Annotated in this window: 18 protein-coding genes and 1 riboswitch; of the genes, 5 read left to right on the forward strand and 13 right to left on the reverse strand. The window is 73.5% G+C overall.

What is annotated here, in order from left to right:
* Positions 1 to 2 precede the first annotated feature (2 nt).
* From Van01_RS12240 to Van01_RS12250, 3 genes are all read left to right on the forward strand, one after another.
* Positions 3 to 1463 (forward strand): NADH-quinone oxidoreductase subunit NuoF family protein, encoded by a 1461-nt coding sequence (locus Van01_RS12240; RefSeq protein WP_204006188.1) that lies wholly within the window; start codon positions 3 to 5, stop codon positions 1461 to 1463.
* Positions 1464 to 1525: 62 nt separating this feature from the next.
* Positions 1526 to 2104, forward strand: a complete 579-nt coding sequence (locus Van01_RS12245; RefSeq protein ID WP_204005956.1) for a TlpA family protein disulfide reductase — start codon at positions 1526 to 1528, stop codon at positions 2102 to 2104.
* On the forward strand, positions 2104 to 3057 hold the full coding sequence (locus Van01_RS12250; RefSeq protein WP_204005958.1) for a cytochrome c biogenesis CcdA family protein: 954 nt from the start codon (positions 2104 to 2106) through the stop codon (positions 3055 to 3057). Before Van01_RS12245 ends, Van01_RS12250 begins: the two co-directional genes overlap by 1 nt.
* On the opposite strand, the gene serS is transcribed toward Van01_RS12250, so the two are convergent.
* From serS to Van01_RS32995, 5 genes are all read right to left on the reverse strand, one after another.
* On the reverse strand, positions 3054 to 4334 hold the full coding sequence (gene serS / locus Van01_RS12255) for a serine--tRNA ligase (RefSeq protein WP_204005960.1): 1281 nt from the start codon (positions 4332 to 4334) through the stop codon (positions 3054 to 3056). The genes Van01_RS12250 and serS overlap by 4 nt on opposite strands.
* A gap of 103 nt (positions 4335 to 4437) precedes the next feature.
* Complete coding sequence (locus Van01_RS12260; RefSeq protein WP_204006190.1) at positions 4438 to 5517, reverse strand: DNA polymerase III subunit beta family protein; 1080 nt, start codon at positions 5515 to 5517, stop codon at positions 4438 to 4440.
* Between the two features lie 45 nt (positions 5518 to 5562).
* The gene (locus Van01_RS12265) at positions 5563 to 6750 is read right to left on the reverse strand and encodes a saccharopine dehydrogenase family protein (protein WP_204005972.1); all 1188 of its coding nucleotides are present in this window, start codon (positions 6748 to 6750) and stop codon (positions 5563 to 5565) included.
* Between the two features lie 42 nt (positions 6751 to 6792).
* Positions 6793 to 7947, reverse strand: coding sequence for an alcohol dehydrogenase catalytic domain-containing protein (locus Van01_RS12270; protein WP_204005981.1), 1155 nt, complete (start codon positions 7945 to 7947; stop codon positions 6793 to 6795).
* Positions 7944 to 8378 carry a hypothetical protein gene (locus Van01_RS32995; RefSeq protein ID WP_373306241.1) on the reverse strand — a complete coding sequence of 145 codons (435 nt, stop codon included), beginning with the start codon at positions 8376 to 8378 and terminating at the stop codon, positions 7944 to 7946. The genes Van01_RS12270 and Van01_RS32995 overlap by 4 nt, the downstream gene beginning before the upstream one ends.
* A gap of 145 nt (positions 8379 to 8523) precedes the next feature.
* On the opposite strand from Van01_RS32995, the gene Van01_RS12280 reads away from it, so the two are divergent.
* Complete coding sequence (locus Van01_RS12280) at positions 8524 to 11337, forward strand: helix-turn-helix transcriptional regulator (RefSeq protein ID WP_373306242.1); 2814 nt, start codon at positions 8524 to 8526, stop codon at positions 11335 to 11337.
* 85 nt (positions 11338 to 11422) lie between these two features.
* Here the strand turns inward: Van01_RS12280 and Van01_RS12285 are convergent, their stop codons facing one another.
* From Van01_RS12285 to Van01_RS12300, 4 genes are all read right to left on the reverse strand, one after another.
* Entirely contained in the window at positions 11423 to 11968 is a 546-nt protein-coding gene (locus tag Van01_RS12285) for a DsbA family protein (RefSeq protein ID WP_204006192.1), read from the reverse strand.
* A gap of 77 nt (positions 11969 to 12045) precedes the next feature.
* Positions 12046 to 12735 carry a BON domain-containing protein gene (locus tag Van01_RS12290; RefSeq protein WP_204005987.1) on the reverse strand — a complete coding sequence of 230 codons (690 nt, stop codon included), beginning with the start codon at positions 12733 to 12735 and terminating at the stop codon, positions 12046 to 12048.
* 244 nt (positions 12736 to 12979) lie between these two features.
* A complete protein-coding gene (locus Van01_RS12295) occupies positions 12980 to 13393 on the reverse strand; it encodes a hypothetical protein (RefSeq protein ID WP_204005989.1) in 414 nt (137 codons plus the stop codon).
* A 200-nt stretch (positions 13394 to 13593) separates the two neighbouring features.
* Complete coding sequence (locus tag Van01_RS12300) at positions 13594 to 13737, reverse strand: hypothetical protein (protein WP_204005991.1); 144 nt, start codon at positions 13735 to 13737, stop codon at positions 13594 to 13596.
* A 336-nt stretch (positions 13738 to 14073) separates the two neighbouring features.
* On the opposite strand from Van01_RS12300, the gene Van01_RS12305 reads away from it, so the two are divergent.
* Positions 14074 to 14439 carry an STAS domain-containing protein gene (locus tag Van01_RS12305; RefSeq protein ID WP_099850669.1) on the forward strand — a complete coding sequence of 122 codons (366 nt, stop codon included), beginning with the start codon at positions 14074 to 14076 and terminating at the stop codon, positions 14437 to 14439.
* 15 nt (positions 14440 to 14454) lie between these two features.
* On the opposite strand, the gene surE is transcribed toward Van01_RS12305, so the two are convergent.
* The 4 genes from surE to Van01_RS12325 all read right to left on the reverse strand — a co-directional run bounded on the left by surE (position 14455) and on the right by Van01_RS12325 (position 18780).
* On the reverse strand, positions 14455 to 15279 hold the full coding sequence (surE, locus tag Van01_RS12310; RefSeq protein WP_204005993.1) for a 5'/3'-nucleotidase SurE: 825 nt from the start codon (positions 15277 to 15279) through the stop codon (positions 14455 to 14457).
* Complete coding sequence (locus tag Van01_RS12315; protein ID WP_204006002.1) at positions 15276 to 16256, reverse strand: 1-phosphofructokinase family hexose kinase; 981 nt, start codon at positions 16254 to 16256, stop codon at positions 15276 to 15278. Before Van01_RS12315 ends, surE begins: the two co-directional genes overlap by 4 nt.
* A gap of 218 nt (positions 16257 to 16474) precedes the next feature.
* Positions 16475 to 17575, reverse strand: coding sequence for a coiled-coil domain-containing protein (locus tag Van01_RS12320; protein ID WP_204006004.1), 1101 nt, complete (start codon positions 17573 to 17575; stop codon positions 16475 to 16477).
* 4 nt (positions 17576 to 17579) lie between these two features.
* Positions 17580 to 17711, reverse strand: a riboswitch (cyclic di-AMP (ydaO/yuaA leader).
* Between the two features lie 151 nt (positions 17712 to 17862).
* Positions 17863 to 18780, reverse strand: coding sequence for a cation diffusion facilitator family transporter (locus Van01_RS12325; RefSeq protein ID WP_204006006.1), 918 nt, complete (start codon positions 18778 to 18780; stop codon positions 17863 to 17865).
* Positions 18781 to 18838 lie beyond the last annotated feature (58 nt).

The raw sequence follows: 18838 nt of genomic DNA on the forward strand, positions 1-18838 counted from the left end.
CCATGCGGACCACAGTTCCACCGGTAGCCGCCGTCGGTGAGCCCCGGCTCACCGCGGGGTTCGCCGAATTCGGCCGGCTCGACCTGCGCGCCCACGAGATGGTGCACGGCCCGATCAGCCCGATGGAACCGTCCAGCCTGCTGCGGCTGACCGAGGGCGTCCAGCTCAAGGGCAAGGGCGGCGCCGGCTTCCCGTTCGCCCGGAAGCTGCGGGCGGTGCTGGAGTCCTGTGAACGTCAGGACCTGCCGCCGGTGGTGGTGGTCAACGCCAGCGAGGGTGAGCCGGCCAGTTGGAAGGACAAGGTCCTGCTCACCCGGGCCCCGCACCTGATCCTCGACGGTGCCGCGCTTGCCGCGTTCGCGCTGGACGCCGAGGAGATCGTGCTCTGCGTGGCCGACGACCTGGTGGGCCGGGACTCCCTGATGGAGGCCCTGGACGAACGCCGGATGCCGGCACCGACGAGCGTCGTGACGGTCCCGCACCGGTTCATCAGCGGTGAGGGTGGCGCGCTGGTCAACGGGATCAACGGGCTGCCGCACATTCCGCCCGGCACCAAGAAGCGGTCAAGCGACTCCGGCGTCGGCGGGATGCCGACCCTGCTGTCGAACGCCGAGACGTACGCCCAGCTGGCGATCGCCGCCCGGCTCGGTCCGTACGAGTACGCGGCGCTCGGCACCGACGACGAACCCGGCACGTTGCTGCTCACCATCACCGGCGCGGCGAAGCGCCACGCGGTGGTGGAGTGCGCGGCCGGTACCCCGTTGGCCGAGATCCTCGAACTCTGCGAGGTGCCGGACGGCCCCGGCATCCTGATGGGCGGCTACCACGGCAAGTGGATCACCCGGGAGGCGGCGGAGCGGGCCGAGGTCTCCCGCAAGGGGCTCGCCGCCGTCGGCGGCACGCTCGGCGCCGGCATCATCGTCCCGCTCGCCAACGACACCTGCCCGCTCGGCGAGGCGGCACAGGTGGTGCGGTACCTGGCCGGCGAGTCCGCCGGCCAGTGCGGCCCGTGCAAGCGGGGCCTGCCCGACCTGGCCCGCGCCGTTGACCTGGCGGTTTCCGGCAGCGCGCCGGTGGAGGTGGTCCGGGCCGCCGCCGGTGACGTGAAGGGTCGCGGCGCGTGCAGCCACCCCGACGGTACGTCCCGGTTCGCGCTCTCGGCGATGGAGGTCTTCGCCGAGGACCTCAAGAAGCACACCACAGGTGAGGGCTGCGGTCGGCGGGTCAGGGGCATGATGGGCCTGCCCGGCGCCCCCGATCCCGACCCGCAGAAGCTGGTCCTGGACTGGTCCCGTTGTGACGGGCATGGCCTCTGCGCTCACGTGGTGCCGGACTTCATCCGGCTCGACCAGAACGGATACCCCGCCTTCCCGCCCACCCCCGTACCGACCTGGTTGCGGGAGGGCGCGGTGAAGGCGGTGAAGGTCTGCCCGGCGCTGGCGCTGCGGCTGACCGAGGCCTGAGCCCGCCGACCGGGCGGCGCGGCTGCCCGGGTCGGCGGGCGAGCGAACCGAAGGAGACGCGGATGGGGTCGGTTTCGATCACGGGACGGTCCACCGGGACGGTCACCGCCGCCCTGCTCGCCGCAGTGCTGGCGACCGCCGGGTGCGGCACCGGACCGAACGCCGAGGCGGCCCCGCAGGCCGGCGGCCCGTCGTCCGCCGCGTCCCCGTCGGCCGGGCCGGCCAGCGCGGTACCGGTGCCGGACACCCTGCGGTTCACCGGCACCACTCTTGACGGTGCCGCCTTCGACGCCGCCACCCTGGCCGGCCGGCCGGTGGTGCTCTGGTTCTGGGCCCCCTGGTGCGCCACCTGCGCCAGTCAGGCCTGGACGATCGCCGAGATCGAGCCAGGTTTCCGGGAGAAGGTGCCGATCATCGGTGTCGCGGGGCTGGGCGAACGCAAGGCGATGACCGACTTCGTCACCGAGTTCGAACTGGGCCCGATGCCGCAGATCGAGGACCGTGCGGGGGCGATCTGGCGGCGTTTCGAGGTGGTCGAGCAGAGCACCTTCGTGATCATCGACCGGGACGGCCGGGTGATCCATCAGGGTTGGCTGGACGGCGAGGACCTCACCCGCCGGGTCACCGCACTGGCGGCCTGATGGAAGCGCCGCTGCTGCTCGCCCTGACGGCGGGCATGCTCGGCGCGGTCAACCCGTGTGGCTTCGCGATGCTGCCGGCGTACCTGTCGCTGCTGGTCGCCGGCACCACCGACACGCGCGGCGCGGTCGGTCGGGCGTTGACCGCCGCGGGCGCGCTCACCCTCGGGTACGTCCTGGTGTTCGGTGCGTTCGGGCTGGCGCTGGCCCCGATCGCCGGCTGGCTGCGTCCCCGGCTGCCCTGGTTCACCGTGGGGCTGGGCCTGCTGCTGGTGCTGCTCGGCTGCTGGCTGCTCGCCGGCCGTCGACTGCCGACGCTGCGCCCGCTGGCCCGGGCGCCCCGGTTGACCCGCTCGCTGCCGTCGATGGTGCTGTTCGGCATGGCCTCCGCGACGGCCTCGCTGGGCTGCGCCATTGCGCCGTTCCTGGCGACCGTGGTGACAAGCCTCCAGGCCGGCTCGACGGGACGAGGGCTGGCGCTGTTCGGCGCGTACGCCCTCGGGATGGGGCTGGTGGTCGCGGTGGCCGCGCTCGGCGTGGCGCTGTTGCGCGGCGAGGTGGTGGCCAGGCTGCGCGGCGCCGGCGCCTGGGCGCCCCGGCTCAGCGGCCTGGTGCTGCTGCTCGCCGGCGGCTACGTCGCCTGGTACGGCTGGTACGAGGCGCGGCTGGCCGCCGGCAACCGCGACGCCCTGACCGACCCCCTCGTCACCACCGCCGCCTCAGCCCAACGCTGGCTGGCCGACGCCGTGACCACCGCCGGCCCCACCACCCTGGCCATCGCCCTGACCGCCCTGACAACCCTGACCCTCGTGACCACCCGCCGCCGCCCCCACTCCGTCGATCTTGCACTTCCTGCCCCGACAAACGATGCCGAAGGGGACAGTTCGGCGACCAGAACTGCAAGATCGGCGCACGGGGCGGGTGGGGCCGGTGGGGCGGGTGGGGGAGTTGGTTAGCGGGGGGTTAGGCGGTCGGTGGACAGGCGGTCGCGGAGGACTTCGGGGACCAGGACCGAGCCGTCGGGCTGCTGGAACTGCTCCAGGATGGCCGGGAGGAGGCGGCTGGTCGCGAGGGCCGAGCCGTTGAGGGTGTGTACGAAGCGGGTCTGCTTGCCGCCCGGCTCGCGGTAGCGGATCGCCGCCCGGCGGGCCTGGTAGTCACCGCCCCAGGAGACCGACGAGACCTCCTTGTACTTGCCGGTGCTGGGCATCCACACCTCGATGTCGAGGGTCTTGCGCATCGACGCGCTGGAGTCCCCGGCGGCGAGCAGGCTGCGCTGGTAGTGCAGGCCCAGCCCTTCGACCAGGCTCTCCGCGTGGGTGACCATCTGCTCCAGCGCGGCGTCGGCCTGCTCGGGCAGGGTGAACTGGAAGATCTCCACCTTGTTGAACTGGTGGCCCCGGACGGTGCCGCGCTCGTCGGAGTGCGAGCCGGCCGCCTCCCGCCGGTAGCACGGGGTGTACGCGAACACCTTCAGCGGCAGCTTCGCGGTCTCCATGATCTCGTCCTGGTACGCCCCGAGGATCGCCGTCTCCGCCGTGGGCAGCAGGAACTGGCCGCGCGGCGCGGACTGCCTGTCCAGGTGGTAGACGTCGTCGTAGAACTTGGGGAACTGGCCGGCGGCGAAACCGGCGCTGTCCAGCAGCAGGTGCGGCGGGAGAAGGAACTCGTACCCGGCCTCGATGTTCCGCTCGATCAACCAGTTGACAAGCGCCCACTCCAGCCGGGCACCCAGGCCGGTGTACATCCAGAAGCCGGAGCCGCCGAGCTTGACGCCGCGCTCGTGGTCGACAAGACCCAGCATCCGGCTCAGCTCGACGTGGTCGCGGACCTTCTCGATGGCCGGTGGCGCGCCGAAGGTCTTCACCACCCGGTTGGCCTCCTTGCCGCCGGACACGACGTCCTCGGCGGGCAGGTTGGGCAGCTCGCTCATCGTGGTACGCAGCCGCGACTGCACCTCGTCGAGCTCGGCCTCCAACTCGGCGATCTGCTTACGGCCGTCGTCGGAGGTGGCCTCCGGCTCGACACCGGCCCGCTTCGCCTGTGCGTACGCCCGGGCCTCGGCCTTGCGCCGCTGGCGTTCCCCGTCGATCTCACTGATCAGCCGGCGACGCTCCCGGTCGAGCTGCTGGATCGCGTCCAGCGCCCGGTCGACCTCGGCGGCGTCCAGCCGCTTCGCCAGCGCGGTCGCCACCGCGTCGCGATCCTTCCGGATCAACTCCATGTCGAGCATGCTGCTCCGTACGCCTCCGTCCGGGCTCGGGTGGACCTCCAGATGCTACCGTCGCGCCCGAATCGCCCCGCCTCCCGCACCCGACCCACCCCGGATGCCGCGGTCAGAGGCGGATCGGCATCAGGATGGAGAAGGCGGCCGGGTCGTCAGGCCGGCGGATCGCCAGCGGGGTGACCGGGCCGTCCAGTTCGAGCACCAGGCGCGGGCCACCCGCCGCGGCCAGGGCGTCGAGCAGGTACCCGCCGTTGACGCCGACCCGCAGCTCGCCGTCGGCCCGGCCGGCCCGGTCGTCGGCAAGCTCGTCCGGGCCGAGCAGGCGTAACGCGTCCCGGCCAGCCAACCCGAGCACTGTCACCGGCAGTGGGCCGCCCGCATGTTCCCGGGTCAGCGTCGGCGTACCCGAGCGCAACGCGGCGGTCAGCCACGGCGCGTCGACAGGCACCCGGTGGGCCGGCCCGCCTGTCGCTCCGGGCAGCAGGGCGTGATAGTCGGGGAAGTCGTACGCCAGGGTCGTCATCCGCAACCGGTGCCCGCTGACGTCGGCGACGACCTGCCGGCCGACAACTGTCAACCGCACCTCGCCGGTCCCCGCGCCGTCGGACAGCCGGCGCAGCCGGTCCACCGCGGCCACCGGCAGCAGCGCCCGCACCGCCGGGCCGCGGACCGTCGCGCCGGCCGCCGCCACCGCCAGGCGGTGCCTGTCGGTCGCCACCAGCCGGACGCCGTCCTCGGTCACCTCGAACAGTACGGCGGCCAGCCCCGGCAGCGCCGGATCGGTGCCGACGGCGAACCGGACGGCTCCCACGGCGGCGGACAGCTCGCCGCCGGTCAGCACGAGCCGGGTGGCCGACGGGGGTCGGTCGTCGTCGAGCAGGCAACGGATCAGGGCGGCCTCGCGCCGCGCCTCGGCCAACCCGTCGGCCAACCGCGCAAGGTGCGCGTCGAGCAGCCGGTGCACCACTGGGGGCTCGGCGCGTACCGCCAGGGCGATCTCGGCCACCGGCAGGCCGACCCGGCGCAGTCCGGCCACCAACCGGGCCGGTGCCACCTGGTCGTCGGCGTACCAGCGGTATCCGGTGGCCGGGTCGACCCGGGCCGGGACCAGCACCCCGGCGGCGTCGTAGAACCGCAGCGCGCTCACCGTCAACCCACTGGCCCGGGCCAGCTCACCGATGCTGCGCAGGTCGCCATCCACGGCCCGATCCTGCCCCCTCGACCTGGTCGAGGGTCAAGTCACCGGCTGCTCGTCGAGCACCCGGAAGGTGATGCCGGCGGCGGTGAGCCGGTGCAGCAGCGCGTCGCCCATCGCGGTGACCGGCGTGACCTGACCGGCGGTGGCCGGCAGCTCGTCGCAGGCCAGGCAGAGCGCCGACTCGGCGAGCATCTTCGCGGTCTCGTCGTAGCCGGGGTCGCCGCCGGCCACCTCGGTCACCACGCGTCGCCCGCCGCCGACGCCGACGAAACGCACTGTGAACCACGATTTCGCCCGCTGCTCGGCGCTTGGTCCCTGCCCGGAGGTGAGCCGCCCGAGCAGCCACCGCCGGGTCGGCGGCAGCTTCACCAGCCCGACCACGGCACCGAGCCCCGCACCTGCGGCGAGCACCGTCGGCAGCCGCCGCACCGCGGCGAAGTGGCGGTAGCGGAAGTCCGGGCCGTACTCGGGGCGGGCCGCCGCCGAACGGCGGACCACCTGCGGGTCGATGGTCGGCAGCGGCACCGCCCAGACCGGCAGGTCCCGCGAGCGGGCCAGCTTGCCCGGCACGGCCCGGACCCGCCGGTCGGCCGGGCGTGGCTCGGCCGCGCGGCGTTCGCGGGCCGCCCGCGACGCCTCACCGGTACGCGAGAAGGCGGTAAGCGCCGAGTGGTACGTGCCGGCGGAGAACCGCCCGCCCGCCCGCACGTACCCGTCCACGGCGATCGCGGTGTCGGCGGGCAGTTGCTTGACGGTGAACCAGACACCGAGGTCGTGCGGGATCGAGTCGAAGCCGCAGGCGTGCACCAGCCGGGCGCCGGTGCGCACCGCCTCGGCGTGGTGGCGCAGGTACATCCGGTCGACGAACTCCGGTTCGCCGGTGATGTCGAGGTAGTCGGTGCCGGCGGCGGCGCAGGCGGCCACCAGCGGCTCGCCGTGGTGGACGTACGGGCCGACGGTGCTGGCCACCAGCCGGGCGTCGGCGGCCACCGCGCGCAGCGAGGCCGGGTCGGTGACGTCGGCGGTGAGCAGGGGCAGCCCGGCCAGCGCCGGGTCGATCGCGGCCACCTGGTCCCGGACCGCGGCCAGCTTGTCGGGGTTGCGCCCGGCGAGGGCCCAGCGCAGCCCCGGGGGCGCGTGCCGGGCCAGGTAGCGTGCGGTGAGCCCGCCGGTGAACCCGGTCGCCCCGAACAACACCACGTCGTACGACCGTTGGGCAGCCATCCCGCGATCATGCCACCGTCGTCGCCGATCCGCCCGCCGCCGTCAGCGCGGAGTGAACACCGCGCGCAGGCACTCCTCCGGCCGGTCCCGGAACAGGGCGTACCCCTCGACGGCCCGGTCCAGGGGGAAGTGGTGCGTGGCCAGATGCTCGGTACGCAGCTCGTCACGGGCCATCCGGTCCAGCAGCATGGGGATGTGCCGCTGGCCGTGCTGGCGTCCCCCGCGCACGGTCAGCCCCTTGTGCACGACGGCCCCGGTCGGGAAGGCGTTGACGTGCCGGGTGCCGCCGTTGAGGACGAAGACGTTGCCACCTTTGCGGCAGGCGTACACCGCCTCCCGGACCGCCTCCGGCACCGGCGCGCGGCCGGTGAACCGGTCGGCGAGGGACAGGTGTTCGCCGGCCGGCCCGCCGACCGCCTCGACGCAGACGTCAGGTCCCCGCCCCCCGCTGAACTCCCGCAACTGTGCCGCCACATCGGTGTCCCGCCGGTCGATGGTCTCCACGCCGACGTGCTGCCGGGCCATCAGCAGCCGCGCGGGGTGCCGGTCGACGACGACCACCCGCTCGGCGCCCAGCAGCCAGGCCGCCCGGGCGGCCAGCTGACCCACCGCACCCGCCCCCCACACCGCCACCACGTCACCGGGACGGACCTCGCCGCCCTCGGCACCCAGCCAGCCGGCCGGGGCGGCGTCCGAGGCGAACAGGGCACGGTCGTCGGCGACGGACTCCGGCACCGGAAACGCCCCGACATCGGCGTACGGCACCCGCACGTACTCGGCGTGGCTGCCGGCGAAGCCGCCCGCCGCCCGGGGCTGGCCGAAGCAGCCCGCCACCGGGTGTCCCCACTCCGCCTCGTTAGCGGTCGGGTCGGTGCTGCCGTTGTCGCAGCACGACGGCAGCCCTCGCCGGCAGTACCAGCAGGCGCCGCAGGCCACCGACGCGCAGACGACCACCCGGTCGCCGACCCGGTGCCGCCGTACCCCACCACCCACCTCGACCACGTCGCCGAGGAACTCGTGGCCGAGCACGTCACCGGCGGCCAGACCGGACGCCCGCCCGGTCAGGAGTGGCAGGTCGGCACCGCAGGTGGCGCTGCGCCGTACCCGGACGATCACGTCATGGTCGTTGCGCAGCTCCGGATCGGGGACCTGACCGACCGCCAGTTCGCCGCCGGAGGTCCAGCACAGGGCTCTCACCGGGGCGGCCTGTCGACCGGCCCGCGTTCGCCTGGCGCGCGGTCGGCCCGTAGCACCTCACCGGTCTCGGCGAGCTGCTTGACCTGCCACAACGTTCGTCGTACCAGCAGGCCAGGATCATCGCCCAGCAGGTGTGCGGAGAGCCCGGGCCAGGCGGCGTGCGGTCGTGCCCGGGCCGCCAGTTCGGTACCCCGGCCGCCCGGTGCGCGTGCCACCGTGACCTCGACGGCGCCGTCGAGGCGGCGCAGCGGTTCCGGCCAGACAGCCGAGGGCAGCACCTGCTCCGGCGGCCGGTCGACGGTGACCACCTGCCAGCGGTGCGGCGGCCCGGCCCGCCAGGCCCGTTGCCGGCTGACGGCGGTACGGGTGGCCCTGGCCGCTGCCACACCGAGCGCACCGGCCACCGCGACAACTGTCCCGACCCGTCCCACTCGTACCTCCGACCTCCGCTGCCGGCCGCGTCGTCCCGTCGCACCCCACGGCGCGGCGGGTGACCCGCTGGCGTCCTGCGGTGCGTCCGCCCAGCTCACGGCCAGTGTCGCTGCCGGGCGGGTGAACCCGGGTCCCCCGGAAGGGGTGAACCGTCGCGGGTCGGGTAACCGCCCGCCGCAGGACCGGGGGAGGAAGCACGCGTCCGTGGGGGTGGGCGGGATGCCGGATGACCGCAGCACCGTCCGGGCCGACGCGGCGGTCCGGGTGCCGGGCGGCCCGCCCCTGCTGGCCTCCCGGCTGACGCCCGCCGTGCCGCCCGAACCGATGGTCCTGCGGCCCCGGCTGGCCCGCCTGCTCGACGAGGCGGTGAGCCGCCCGGCCACCCTGCTCCGGGCCCCCGCCGGCTGGGGCAAGACCACCCTGCTCGCCACCTGGCGGCGGACCCGGCAGGACGCTGACCCACAGGCCCCGGTGCCGGCCTGGGTGTCGGTCGAGGCGGGTGACGACCCGGACCGCCTCTGGTCGTACCTCGGGGCCGCGCTGCGTTCCGTGGTGGGCCCGGCCGAGCCTCCGCTGCCTGACCGGGTACCGCGTCCGGACGAGTTGGAGCTTCTCGCCGCCGCCCTGGCCGCCCGGGAACGGCCGGTGGTGCTGATCGTGGACGACCTGCACCGGGTCACCGAGCCGGCGGCGCTGGCCGGGCTGGAGTTCCTGCTGCGCCACAGTGAGCAGCGGCTCCGCCTGGTGGCGGCCGGACGGACCGGGTCGCCGCTGGCGGTGCACCGGCTGCGGCTGGCCGGGGAGTTGACCGAGCTCGGCCCGGACGACCTGGCGTTCACCGGCGACGAGATCGCCGACCTGCTCACCGCGCACGGGGTGGCGGTACCGGCCGCCGCCGTGGCCCGACTGCGGCAGCGCACCGGGGGCTGGGCGGCTGTGCTGCGGATCGCCGCGCTCGCCCTGCGCGACCAACCGGACCCGGAGCGCTGGATCAGCGAACTCGGCGCCGACCAGCCGGAGATCGCCGGCTATCTGCGGGCGGAGCCGCTGGGCGGGCTGGAGCCGAAGGACCGCGAGCTGCTGCGCCGCGCGGCGATTGTCGACGCCGTCTGCGCCGGTCTCGCCGCCGCGCTCAGCGGCGACGCGGACACCGAGGAGCGCCTGAGCACCCTCGCCGACGACAGCGGTCTGCTCCACCACGACGGTGGCCGGCCGGTCTGGTACCGGTGCCATCCGCTCCTGGCCGACCTGCTGCACCGGGAACTGGTCCGGCTGCCCCCGGAGGAACTGCGCGAGCTGCACCTGCGGGCGACCGGTTGGTACGCCGGCAACGGCCGGCCGGCCGAGGCGTTGCGCCATGCGCTCGCCGCCGGTGACTGGACGGCCGCCACCGACCTGTTCGTGACCAGGTGGCCGGAACTGGTGCCCTACGAGCGGCCGGCCGGTGCCGGGTCGGCACCCACGTCACCCCCGCCGGAGGAGGTGGGCCGCGATCCCGAACTCGCGCTGGCCTGCGCCGCCGAACGCGCGCTCGACGGCGACACCGAGGCGGCCGTGACGTACCTGCGGCTGGCCACCGGGCACGCCGGGCGGCTACCGCAACCGCGTCGGTCCCGGTTCGGTCGGCTGATCGCCGTTGTCGAACTGACCCTTGCCCGACTGGCCGGCGACCCGCAGACCGTACGCTCCGCCGCCGCTCGTCTGCTGGACACCGGTGGTGGACGCCCGCCCGGCGGCCCGGAGCTCGCCCGTGCCGGTGCACCCTCCGCCGGTCACGCCGCAGAGGACGCCGACGTGCGGGCCGTGGCCGGCACCGCGCTGGCTCTGCTCGCCCTGGACGACGGCGAGCTGACCGGGGCGGCGACCGGCCTCGCCGAGGCGCTGGCAGCCGCCCGGACGGCGGCACGTCCGCGCACCGAACTTGTCTGCGCCAGCCGGTGGGCGGTGGTGTCGGCGCTGCGGGGGGAGTTGCGAGCGGCCGAGGAGACGGCTCGGGCGGCGTTGGCCATGCCGCCCTGCCAGGGCTGGTCGGCGCTGCTCGACTGCGGGTACGCGTACCTGGCGCTGGCGGTCGTCGCGCTGCACCGGGACCAACCGGCGGAGGCCGAGGCGCACCTGGGGCTGGCCGCGCCGGCCGGCGGGGAACCAATTGCCGACGCGGTCGCCGGTTGGTGCCGCGCGTACCTGCGACACGACGAGGGGGAGCTCAGCGTCGGCCACCGGCTGCTGGTGGAGGCGCGCACCGGGTGGGGCGCGCGCGGCGGCGAGATGGGCTCGTGGCTGCGCGCCGCCGAGGTGGATCTGCACAGTGCCCGGGGCGACGTGCAGACCGCCCGGGAACTGGCCGGCGACCGGCCGACCGGGCCGGTGACCGGGGCCGCTGCGGCGTTGGCCGTCGCGGCGGCGCGGACCGAACTGCGGACCGGTGACGCACGTGCCGCCGAGAGCCTGCTGCCGGACTGGACTGCCGCACCGACGGCCGACTGGCCGCTGCCGGTACGCCTCGACGCGGCGCTGCTGGCCACGGTGCTGGCCGTCCGGGCCGGCGACGACCGCCGGGCGGGTCGGATGCTGGAGCAGGCGCTCGACCTGGCCGCACCGGAGGGGTACCGCCGCCCGTTCCTGCGGGCCGAACCGGGCCTGCGGGAACTGCTCGCCGCCCACCTCGACTCCGGCACCGCCCACTGGTCACTTGTGAGTGACCTGGTACGCGTCGTGGACGCGCCGGCCGGGCCGGCGGGCGGCACCGCGACGGCACCGCTCGACGAGCCGCTCACCGAACGCGAGCTGACGATCCTGCGCTACCTGCAGAGCATCCTGTCCAACGTGGAGATCGCCGCCGAACTGTCGGTCTCCGTCAACACGGTCAAGACCCACGTCCGCAACATCTACCGCAAGCTCGACGCCACCCGCCGCCGCGACGCCGTCCGCCGCGCCCGCCAACTCCACCTCATCTGACCCACCCCCACCCTTCTCGTTGATCATGAAGTTGTTGTCCCGCCGTTCGGCGTGGCGCGACGACAAATTTCATGATCAACCGGGATCAGGGGGTGGCGGTGTCGATGGTGGTGAGGAGGGTGGGCAGGGTGAAGTCGCCGTCGTGGCGGACGTCGTTGATGAAGAGGGTGGGTGTGGCGTCCACGCCGCTGCGGATGGCGCCGACGAAGTCGTGTCGGATCCGGTCGGTGTGGGCGTGCCGGGCGATCTCCGCCTCCACCTCGTCGACGGGCAGGCCGAGCTGCTCGACTCCGAGCGTGAGGTGCACCGGATCCAATTGATCCTGGTGTTCGTAGAGCCAGTCGTGCATCTCCCAGAACCGTCCCCGCCGTCCGGCGGCCTCGGCGGCCTCGGCGGCCCGCTCGGCGTACGGGTGCATGTTGGTGATCGGGAAGTGGCGGTAGACGTGCCGGACCGTGTCGCCGCGCTGCCGCAGCACCTCGGTCAGGGTGGCGTGGGCGAGGCCGCAGAAGGGGCACTGGAAGTCGCCGTACTCGACGATCGTCACCTGTGCGTCAAGCGGACCGCGGATGTGGTCGTGCTCCGTGACGGGTGTGCGGAGCCGCGCAGTGACCTGCAGGGGCGTGGTCAGCCGATCGGTCATACCTCCCAGCCTCGGGCCGGGTCGGGTGAGCGCGGCTCACCCGACCCGGGTGGTTCCGGGCCGGGTCAGCGCAGCACCGGGGCGACAGCGATGTGGTTCTGCACCTCGCGGATGCCGGGGGCCGACCAGACGACCCGTTCCACCTCGGCGCGTTCGGGTATGGAGTGCACCAGCCCGCCGAGCAGCACCGTGTCGCCGTGTATCCGCACCGTCACCTGTTCCGCGTCGGTGGCCCGGTTGCGGGCCAGCGCGTCGACGATGCGTCGGCCCAGCAGGGCGCCGTCCGGGCGTACCGGTGGTCGGACGGTCATGCCGTTGCTGACCCCGCGTACGCCGTTCAGCTGGCCGACAGCCCGCTCGGCGGCGCGGCGCTGGTATTCCCACTCCACCGCGCCGTGCAGGGTGACCCAGCCCTGGGAGACCGTCACGTCGAGCGCGTCGACGGGCACGAACGCCTGCCACTGAAGTGCGTGCTGAACCGCGGCGGCGATCTCCGGGTCGCTGCGTTCGGCGCCGGTGACCAGCCGTACCGCGAGGTCGTTGGCGACCGCCCGGACCTGGGTGACCCGGTGCGCGGCGCGCTCAGCCGCCCACTTCTTGGCGTAGCTGTCCACCCGCCCGGTAAGCGTCGCCACGCCCTCGGTGACGGTCACCCCGATCTCGTGCGGCCGGACCCGGGGCTCCCAGTCGAGTTCGTCCCGCACCGCGGACCGGATGTCCTGGTCGGTGCGGTTGATCGTCGAGATGCTGGCCATCGGTCGCTCCCTTCTCGCCAGCGTGGCGCGAAACCAGCGTGGCGCGAACCGGCGCGCCGACCCGCCGGCACCGGTCTGGCCCGGGTCGGCAACCAGGTCCGCCGTGACCGAGCCTGGTGACGGTCCGGGTGAGTCGGCCTCACCCGGAACGGGCGAGAGGCCGGCGAGTCGAGGCGGCGGGTACTCAGCCGGACGGGCCCCGCCCGACCTCGTCGGTCGGTGGGGCCCGTCGTCACGCAGAGCGTCAGTTGGCGGGACCTGCCGGGTCGGCGGGGGAGTCGGGCCGGTCCACGTCGACGAATTCGATGTCCTCCATGGCCCGGTCGCGGCTCCCAGCGGCGCGGGCGGCGGTGCCGGCCGCCCAGCCGACCGCGGCACCGACCAGGGCGGCGCCGATCAGCAGCGTCCAGGGCAGCGCAGGGCGGCGTCCGGCGAGCGCGTCGAAGGCACGGCTGGCCCGGTGGCGGGCCTCCTCGGCGGCCGACTCGACCAGGTCACCGGCGTCGCCGGCAAAGCCGGCGGAGCTGTGGCGGGCGGTGCGGGCGGTGTCGCGGATGCTGTCGCCGGCGCTGTTCATGGCCGAGACGAGGTGTTGCCACGCCTGGTCCGCGATCCGCTCCGGCTTGCTGCGGCGCTCCAGCAGATGTGTTCCGAACATGTGGTTCCCTCCTCGACGGTGCCGGAGCCGGTGCACGCATCAGCTGTCGGCGGCGTTGTCCGGCCGGTGGCGGTTCGCATCCGAGGCTGTGCCCGCGCCGGCCCGGCCGCAAACCACCGACACCCTGGCACCGCCGAGGGTGCCGGTGGTATCCACCGTGCGGTCGCGGCGAATCGGGGTCGCCGCCTGCGGATCAGGGGTCAGTGGGCGACGACAGCCACCACCGCCGCGCGGGCGAAGTCATCGTCATCGTCGTCGTCACCGTCCCCGCCGCCGAACCCGCAGGCCAGCACGAGGGCGAGTAGGGCACTGACACCGGCGAGCGCAGCGAGTCTGCGGAGCATGATGTCGTCCTCCCGTCGTAGGGGTCACCCGTGATGCTAGGCACACCGCGCCACCAGTGCGGGGCGAGCGCAGGTCAGCCCCGTTTTTCCGGGGCACGCCGGTAGTGCCGGGAGACGACGGGCGTCGCACCGGGCGGCTACCCTGGTTCGGCGACGTCGGGGTGCCGATCGTCGAGAGAAAAGGCCAATAAAGTTCGGATAAGGGCGATTTGTCGTGCTCCTGTCCGTGAATTGCTCATCCCGAGGGGTGGCGACCAAGGCAGTTGAAGGAATACTGTCGGTCGCGGCCCGCGTACTGATGAGGCGCCCGTCGTACGGGCGAGTGGAGGTGCTCGCGTGAGCCTGTCGATCCTGCAGACGGTTCGGCCCGGTGGTGTCATCGAGATCGCCCCCCGGGGCGAGATCGACGTCGACACCGCGTACGAGGTTAAAGAGGCCATCGCCGAGGTGCTGGCCAAGGGGCGACCGGCCCGGATCGAGCTCAACATGCGGCTGGTCACATTCATCGACTCGGTGGGCATCAGCGCCATGGTCGCCGGCTTCCAGACCGCCGAGGTCAGCGGGGTGAAGCTGGTCGTGACCGAGCCGAGCCGGTTCGTGCACCGGCAGCTCTGGGTGACCGGCCTGCTCGGCCTCTTCGGCGCGCCCGAGCCCTACTATGCCGGGGCCGCTACGGCTCCCGAGGTGCTCCCCGGGGCCTGACCGGCTCGGTGCCGGTCAGTCTCCGCCGAGGCCGGACAGGTCCACGTCGGCCACCTCGGTGACCGCCCGGACGGCGGTCACCGACGCGTAGCCGTCGGCGAGCAGCGCCAGATCCGTGCCAGGCTGCACCGCCTGCCCCGGTTCCTCCAACGAGGTACGCACGAAGCCGTGCCCGGATTCGGCGACTGTCATCTGCACCTGGCCGAAGGTCGCCAGGGTGCCCTGGCGTACCCCACGCAGTCGGTCGAGCGGCAGGTCCGGCGCGTTGACGTTGAGGACGCTCTCCGTCGGCGCGGCGGTCAGCCGGGGCAGCAGGTCCAGGGCGACCCGGGCGGCGGTGGCCCAGTTCCGTTCGGCGTCTCGTACCCGGGCGGCAGCCGCCACCGCGGCGCCGCCGCTGGCCGCGGTCGCCTCACCGGCGGAGAGCACGTCGAGCGAGACGGCCATCGCCCGGCAGCCGTTGGCGGCGGCGGTGAAGGCGGCGCCCACGGTGCCGGAGTGCAGCACCGCCCGTCCCGCGTTGGCGCCCCTGTTGATCCCCGACAGCAGGACCGACGGCGGCGGTCCGAAGGCACCGTGCACGGCGATGAGCGCGATGAACCCGGGCGAGCCGCCGACACCGAACGCCGGCACCCCGTCGAGGTCCGGCAGCGGATGCTCACGGACCACCACCTGCCCGTCCTGTTCCATGGCGCTCATCGCGGCACTGGTACCGCTCGCCTCCTCCAGCGGGGCTGCCACCACCACGTCCAGGCCCCGGTCGACGGCCGCCCTGGCCAGCGCCTGGATGCCGGGCGCGGCGATCCCGTCGTCGTTGGTGATGAGCACCCGGAGCGTCATCGGCCGCCCGCCCGCTGCGCCAGCTCGTCGGGGGTGGTGCGTTCCTGCGGACGGCTGCCCGCCGGTTCCAGCCGGACCCGGTCGACCAGACCGTTTATCGAGTCGAGGCGACCGGTGCCGAGGCCGTGTCGGGTGACGTTCAGCGCGCCGGCCGCCGCGCCGGTACGGATCGCGGTGCGGATATCGCCACCCTGGGCCACCACGGCGGCCACACCCGCGGTCATCGAGTCACCGGCCCCACGCGGGTCGGCCGCCTCCAGTCGCGGCATCAGCACCTCGAACACCTCGCCGTCGACAAGCGCCAACGCCGGTTTGTCGGCCCGGCTGACCACGACGTTCTCGGCGCCCGAGGCGTGCAGGTCGTACATCGCGCGGGTGAGCTGCTCCTCGTCGTCGCCCGCCGCCCGTCCGTCGGCGAGCAGTTCCTCGTGGCTGACCTTGAGGAAGAAGACGCCGCTCTCCAGGACGGCGGTGAGGTGCTCGCCGCAGAGGTCCACCACCACCCGGCCGCCGTTGGCGCCGAGATCGGCGGCGAAGCGCCGGTAGAGGTCGGCGGGGACCAGTGACGGATGGTTCGGCCCGCTCAACACGCTCACCGCCGCACGTAGTCCCTCGCCGAGCGCGAGGTTGTACAACTCGTCGAGCTCGTGCCGGCTCAACGGCTGGCCGGTCACGTCGACGACCTCCCGGCGGGTGCCCTCGCGGCGGTCGTGCACGTACCCGCCGGTGCCGCCGGAGTCGCGGGCCACCACCTTGAGGTCGACCCCCTCGCTGACCAGCAGCGGCTCCAGGACCTGCCCGACCTCGCCGCCGAGCGCCGCGCAGAGCACCACGTCGACGCCGAGTGAGAGCACCATCCGGGCCTGCCACACCCCCTGGCCGCCCGGGTGCAGGTGCAGCTCCGGCGAGTCGCTCGGTTGATCGATGGTGACCGTCAACAGCGGGGTCGGTGCGAAGATCATCACGTGGCCGGTCATGACCGCACCCCGCTGTCGGCGGCGGCGCTGAGCCTGACGATTCGCTCGTTCATTCGCGTTCCTCCCGATAGCGGACAAACATCCGCCTCCTGGTAAGACCGTAACCAAGGGGACGCCTGTGCGCGCGTCGACCGGACGGTGCCCCGCCGACGAACTGTGGAAACGCGACGCCGGGTGAACCGCTCGTGAAGAGCTGTTCACCCGGCGCGACGATGAACTCAGTACACCGACAGGTGCACGTGGTTGGTGTGGTCGCTGGACGGGTCGCCCCGAGCGCCGCTGTACGACTTCCAGCCGCTGCTGGGCAGCCAGATCTGCCTGTACCAGATCACGTAGAGCACGGCGAGCCGGTCGGCATTGTTCACGAAGTACGCCGCCAGGTTGTTGCCGTAGGTCCGGTCGCCACCCGTGGCGTCCCCGCCGAAGCCGTTCTTCTGTGCCGCGAAGTCGCAGGCCCGACCCTTCGGGTGCTCACCGGAGCCACCGGAGCGGTAGCAGGAGACGTACCGGGTGAAGCCGGCCGACTTGGCCTGCTTGAGCGCGTGCAAGGTGCGCGGGGTGATGCAGCCGTTGGCCGGCGTGGGGTCGTTGACGCTGCACGACTCCGAGGGCCATGACCCGTCGGAGTTGCGGGGTGCGGGCTTGGCGGTGGGGCTCGACCCGCTGCGCGACGGTGACCGGGCGGCCCGCTCGGCGGCCTCGGCCCGCTCGGCCGCCTCGTCGCGTTCGATGGCGACGGTCAGCGCCCGCTCGGCCTGGTCCTTGCGCTTGGCCATCACGGCCACCTGCTTGCGCTGCTCCTGGATCTCCGCGTCCAGCGCCTGCTTGGTGGCGCTGACCTCGTCCCGGGCCGTCTGAAGTTCCCGCAGCGCGCGGTCGGAGTTGGCGGCCACCGCGTCCAGTGCCGCCGCCCGGTCCATGAAGCCGGCCGGTGACCCGCTGTGGAGCAGTGCCGACGCGGCGCCCAGCCGTCCGGTCCGGTACGCCTGTGCGGCGATCTCGGCGACCTTGGTGCCCCGTTCGGCGACCTGACTCTCTGTCGTCTTGAGCTGCTCGGCGAGCTGATTCTGCCGCTTCACCGAGCGGTCGAGCGCGGTCTTGGCGTCGAGGTAGCCCTTGCTGGCGGCCTCCAGTTGGGCCCGCAGTGCCGGGGTGCCACCCTCGTCGTCCACATCGCCCGGAGCCGCCGCCCGCAGCGGCTGCGGTGCCGCGGCGGCGGAGGTGAAGGGGGCCAGCGCGACGCCGAGGGTGAGGGCGAGCGCGGCGGCGATCAGGGCCGCCGTACGGGCGGCCGGTCTTACCGTTGCCACTGCTGGCATGCACATGTCCTTCCGTCAGCCGCCGACCGGGTTAGCTGACGGGTTCGGGACGGAAGATCCCTACCGCTGACGCGGATACACCCCAGGAACATGGTTCCCCGGTTCGCCCTGACGGGCGATTAGGCGGCGGCCGCCGCCGGCACCGGTGGGTGCCGCCTGGCGGAGGCCGGGTCCGAGCCTACCGGTGCCCATGTGACCGGTGCAGCTGCTGTTACTCCTGGTGTTCAGTTGTTGACTAGTAGACCAGACCAAAAGCGGACAAAAACCCTTTTCGGCCGATTGCTCGGTCACCACTGCGTGGCCCCACAGTCCCCCGGGTCGGTTCGCGGCTCGATCTGGAGGGTCGCGTGCTCGATCTGAAAGTCCTCGTGCAGCGCCGAGCGGGCCGCCGCCAGCACGGCGCCGACGTCCGCGCCGGGGGTCGCGGTCAGGTGCGCCGAGGCGACCTCCATGCCGGAGGTCAGTGTCCAGACGTGCAGGTCGTGCACGCCGGCCACCCCGGGCACCGCGGCCAGCCGGTCGTGCACCGCCGTGACCTGGAGGTGTTCCGGCGCGGCCTGGACCAGGATGCGTACCGCCGCCCGGCCCAGGCGCCAGGTCCGGGGCAGGATGAAGGTGGCGATCACGACCGCCACCAGCGGATCGGCCCACCACCAGTCGGTCACCGTGATCAGCAGGGCGGCCGCTATCACGCCCAGTGAGCCGAGCAGATCGGCCAGCACCTCCAGGTACGCTCCGCGCAGGTTGATGCTCTCCCGCGCCCCCGGTCGCAGCAGGGCGAACGCGGCGACGTTGGCGAGCAGCCCGAGCGCCGCTACCACCAGCACCGGGCGGGCGAGCACTTCGGGCGGGTCACCGAACCGGCGTACCGCCTCGACAAGCACGTACACCGCCACGCCGGAGAGCAGTACCGCGTTGGCCAGGGCGGCCAGCACCTCCAGCCGGTAGAGCCCGAAGGTGCGTTGCGGGTCGGTGTCGGTCCGGCGGGTGGCGGCGACCGCCGCGAGAGCCATCCCGATGCCCAGTACGTCGGTGAACATGTGCCCGGCGTCGGAGAGCAGGGCCAGCGAACCGGTCCGCAACGCGGTAACTGCCTCGATCACCATCAGCGTGCTGAGCAGGACGAACGCTGCCCACAGCCGGCCGGAGTGGCGGCGCGCGGCGGTCGACACCGCAGCGTGGTGGTGGTCATGACCGGCGCCCACCCAGACACCTTCCGTCGTCCGCCGAGCCGGGGACGGATCTATGCCAACATTGCTATGA

The sequence above is a fragment of the Micromonospora andamanensis genome (genome assembly GCF_016863495.1).
Lineage (GTDB): Bacteria > Actinomycetota > Actinomycetes > Mycobacteriales > Micromonosporaceae > Micromonospora > Micromonospora andamanensis.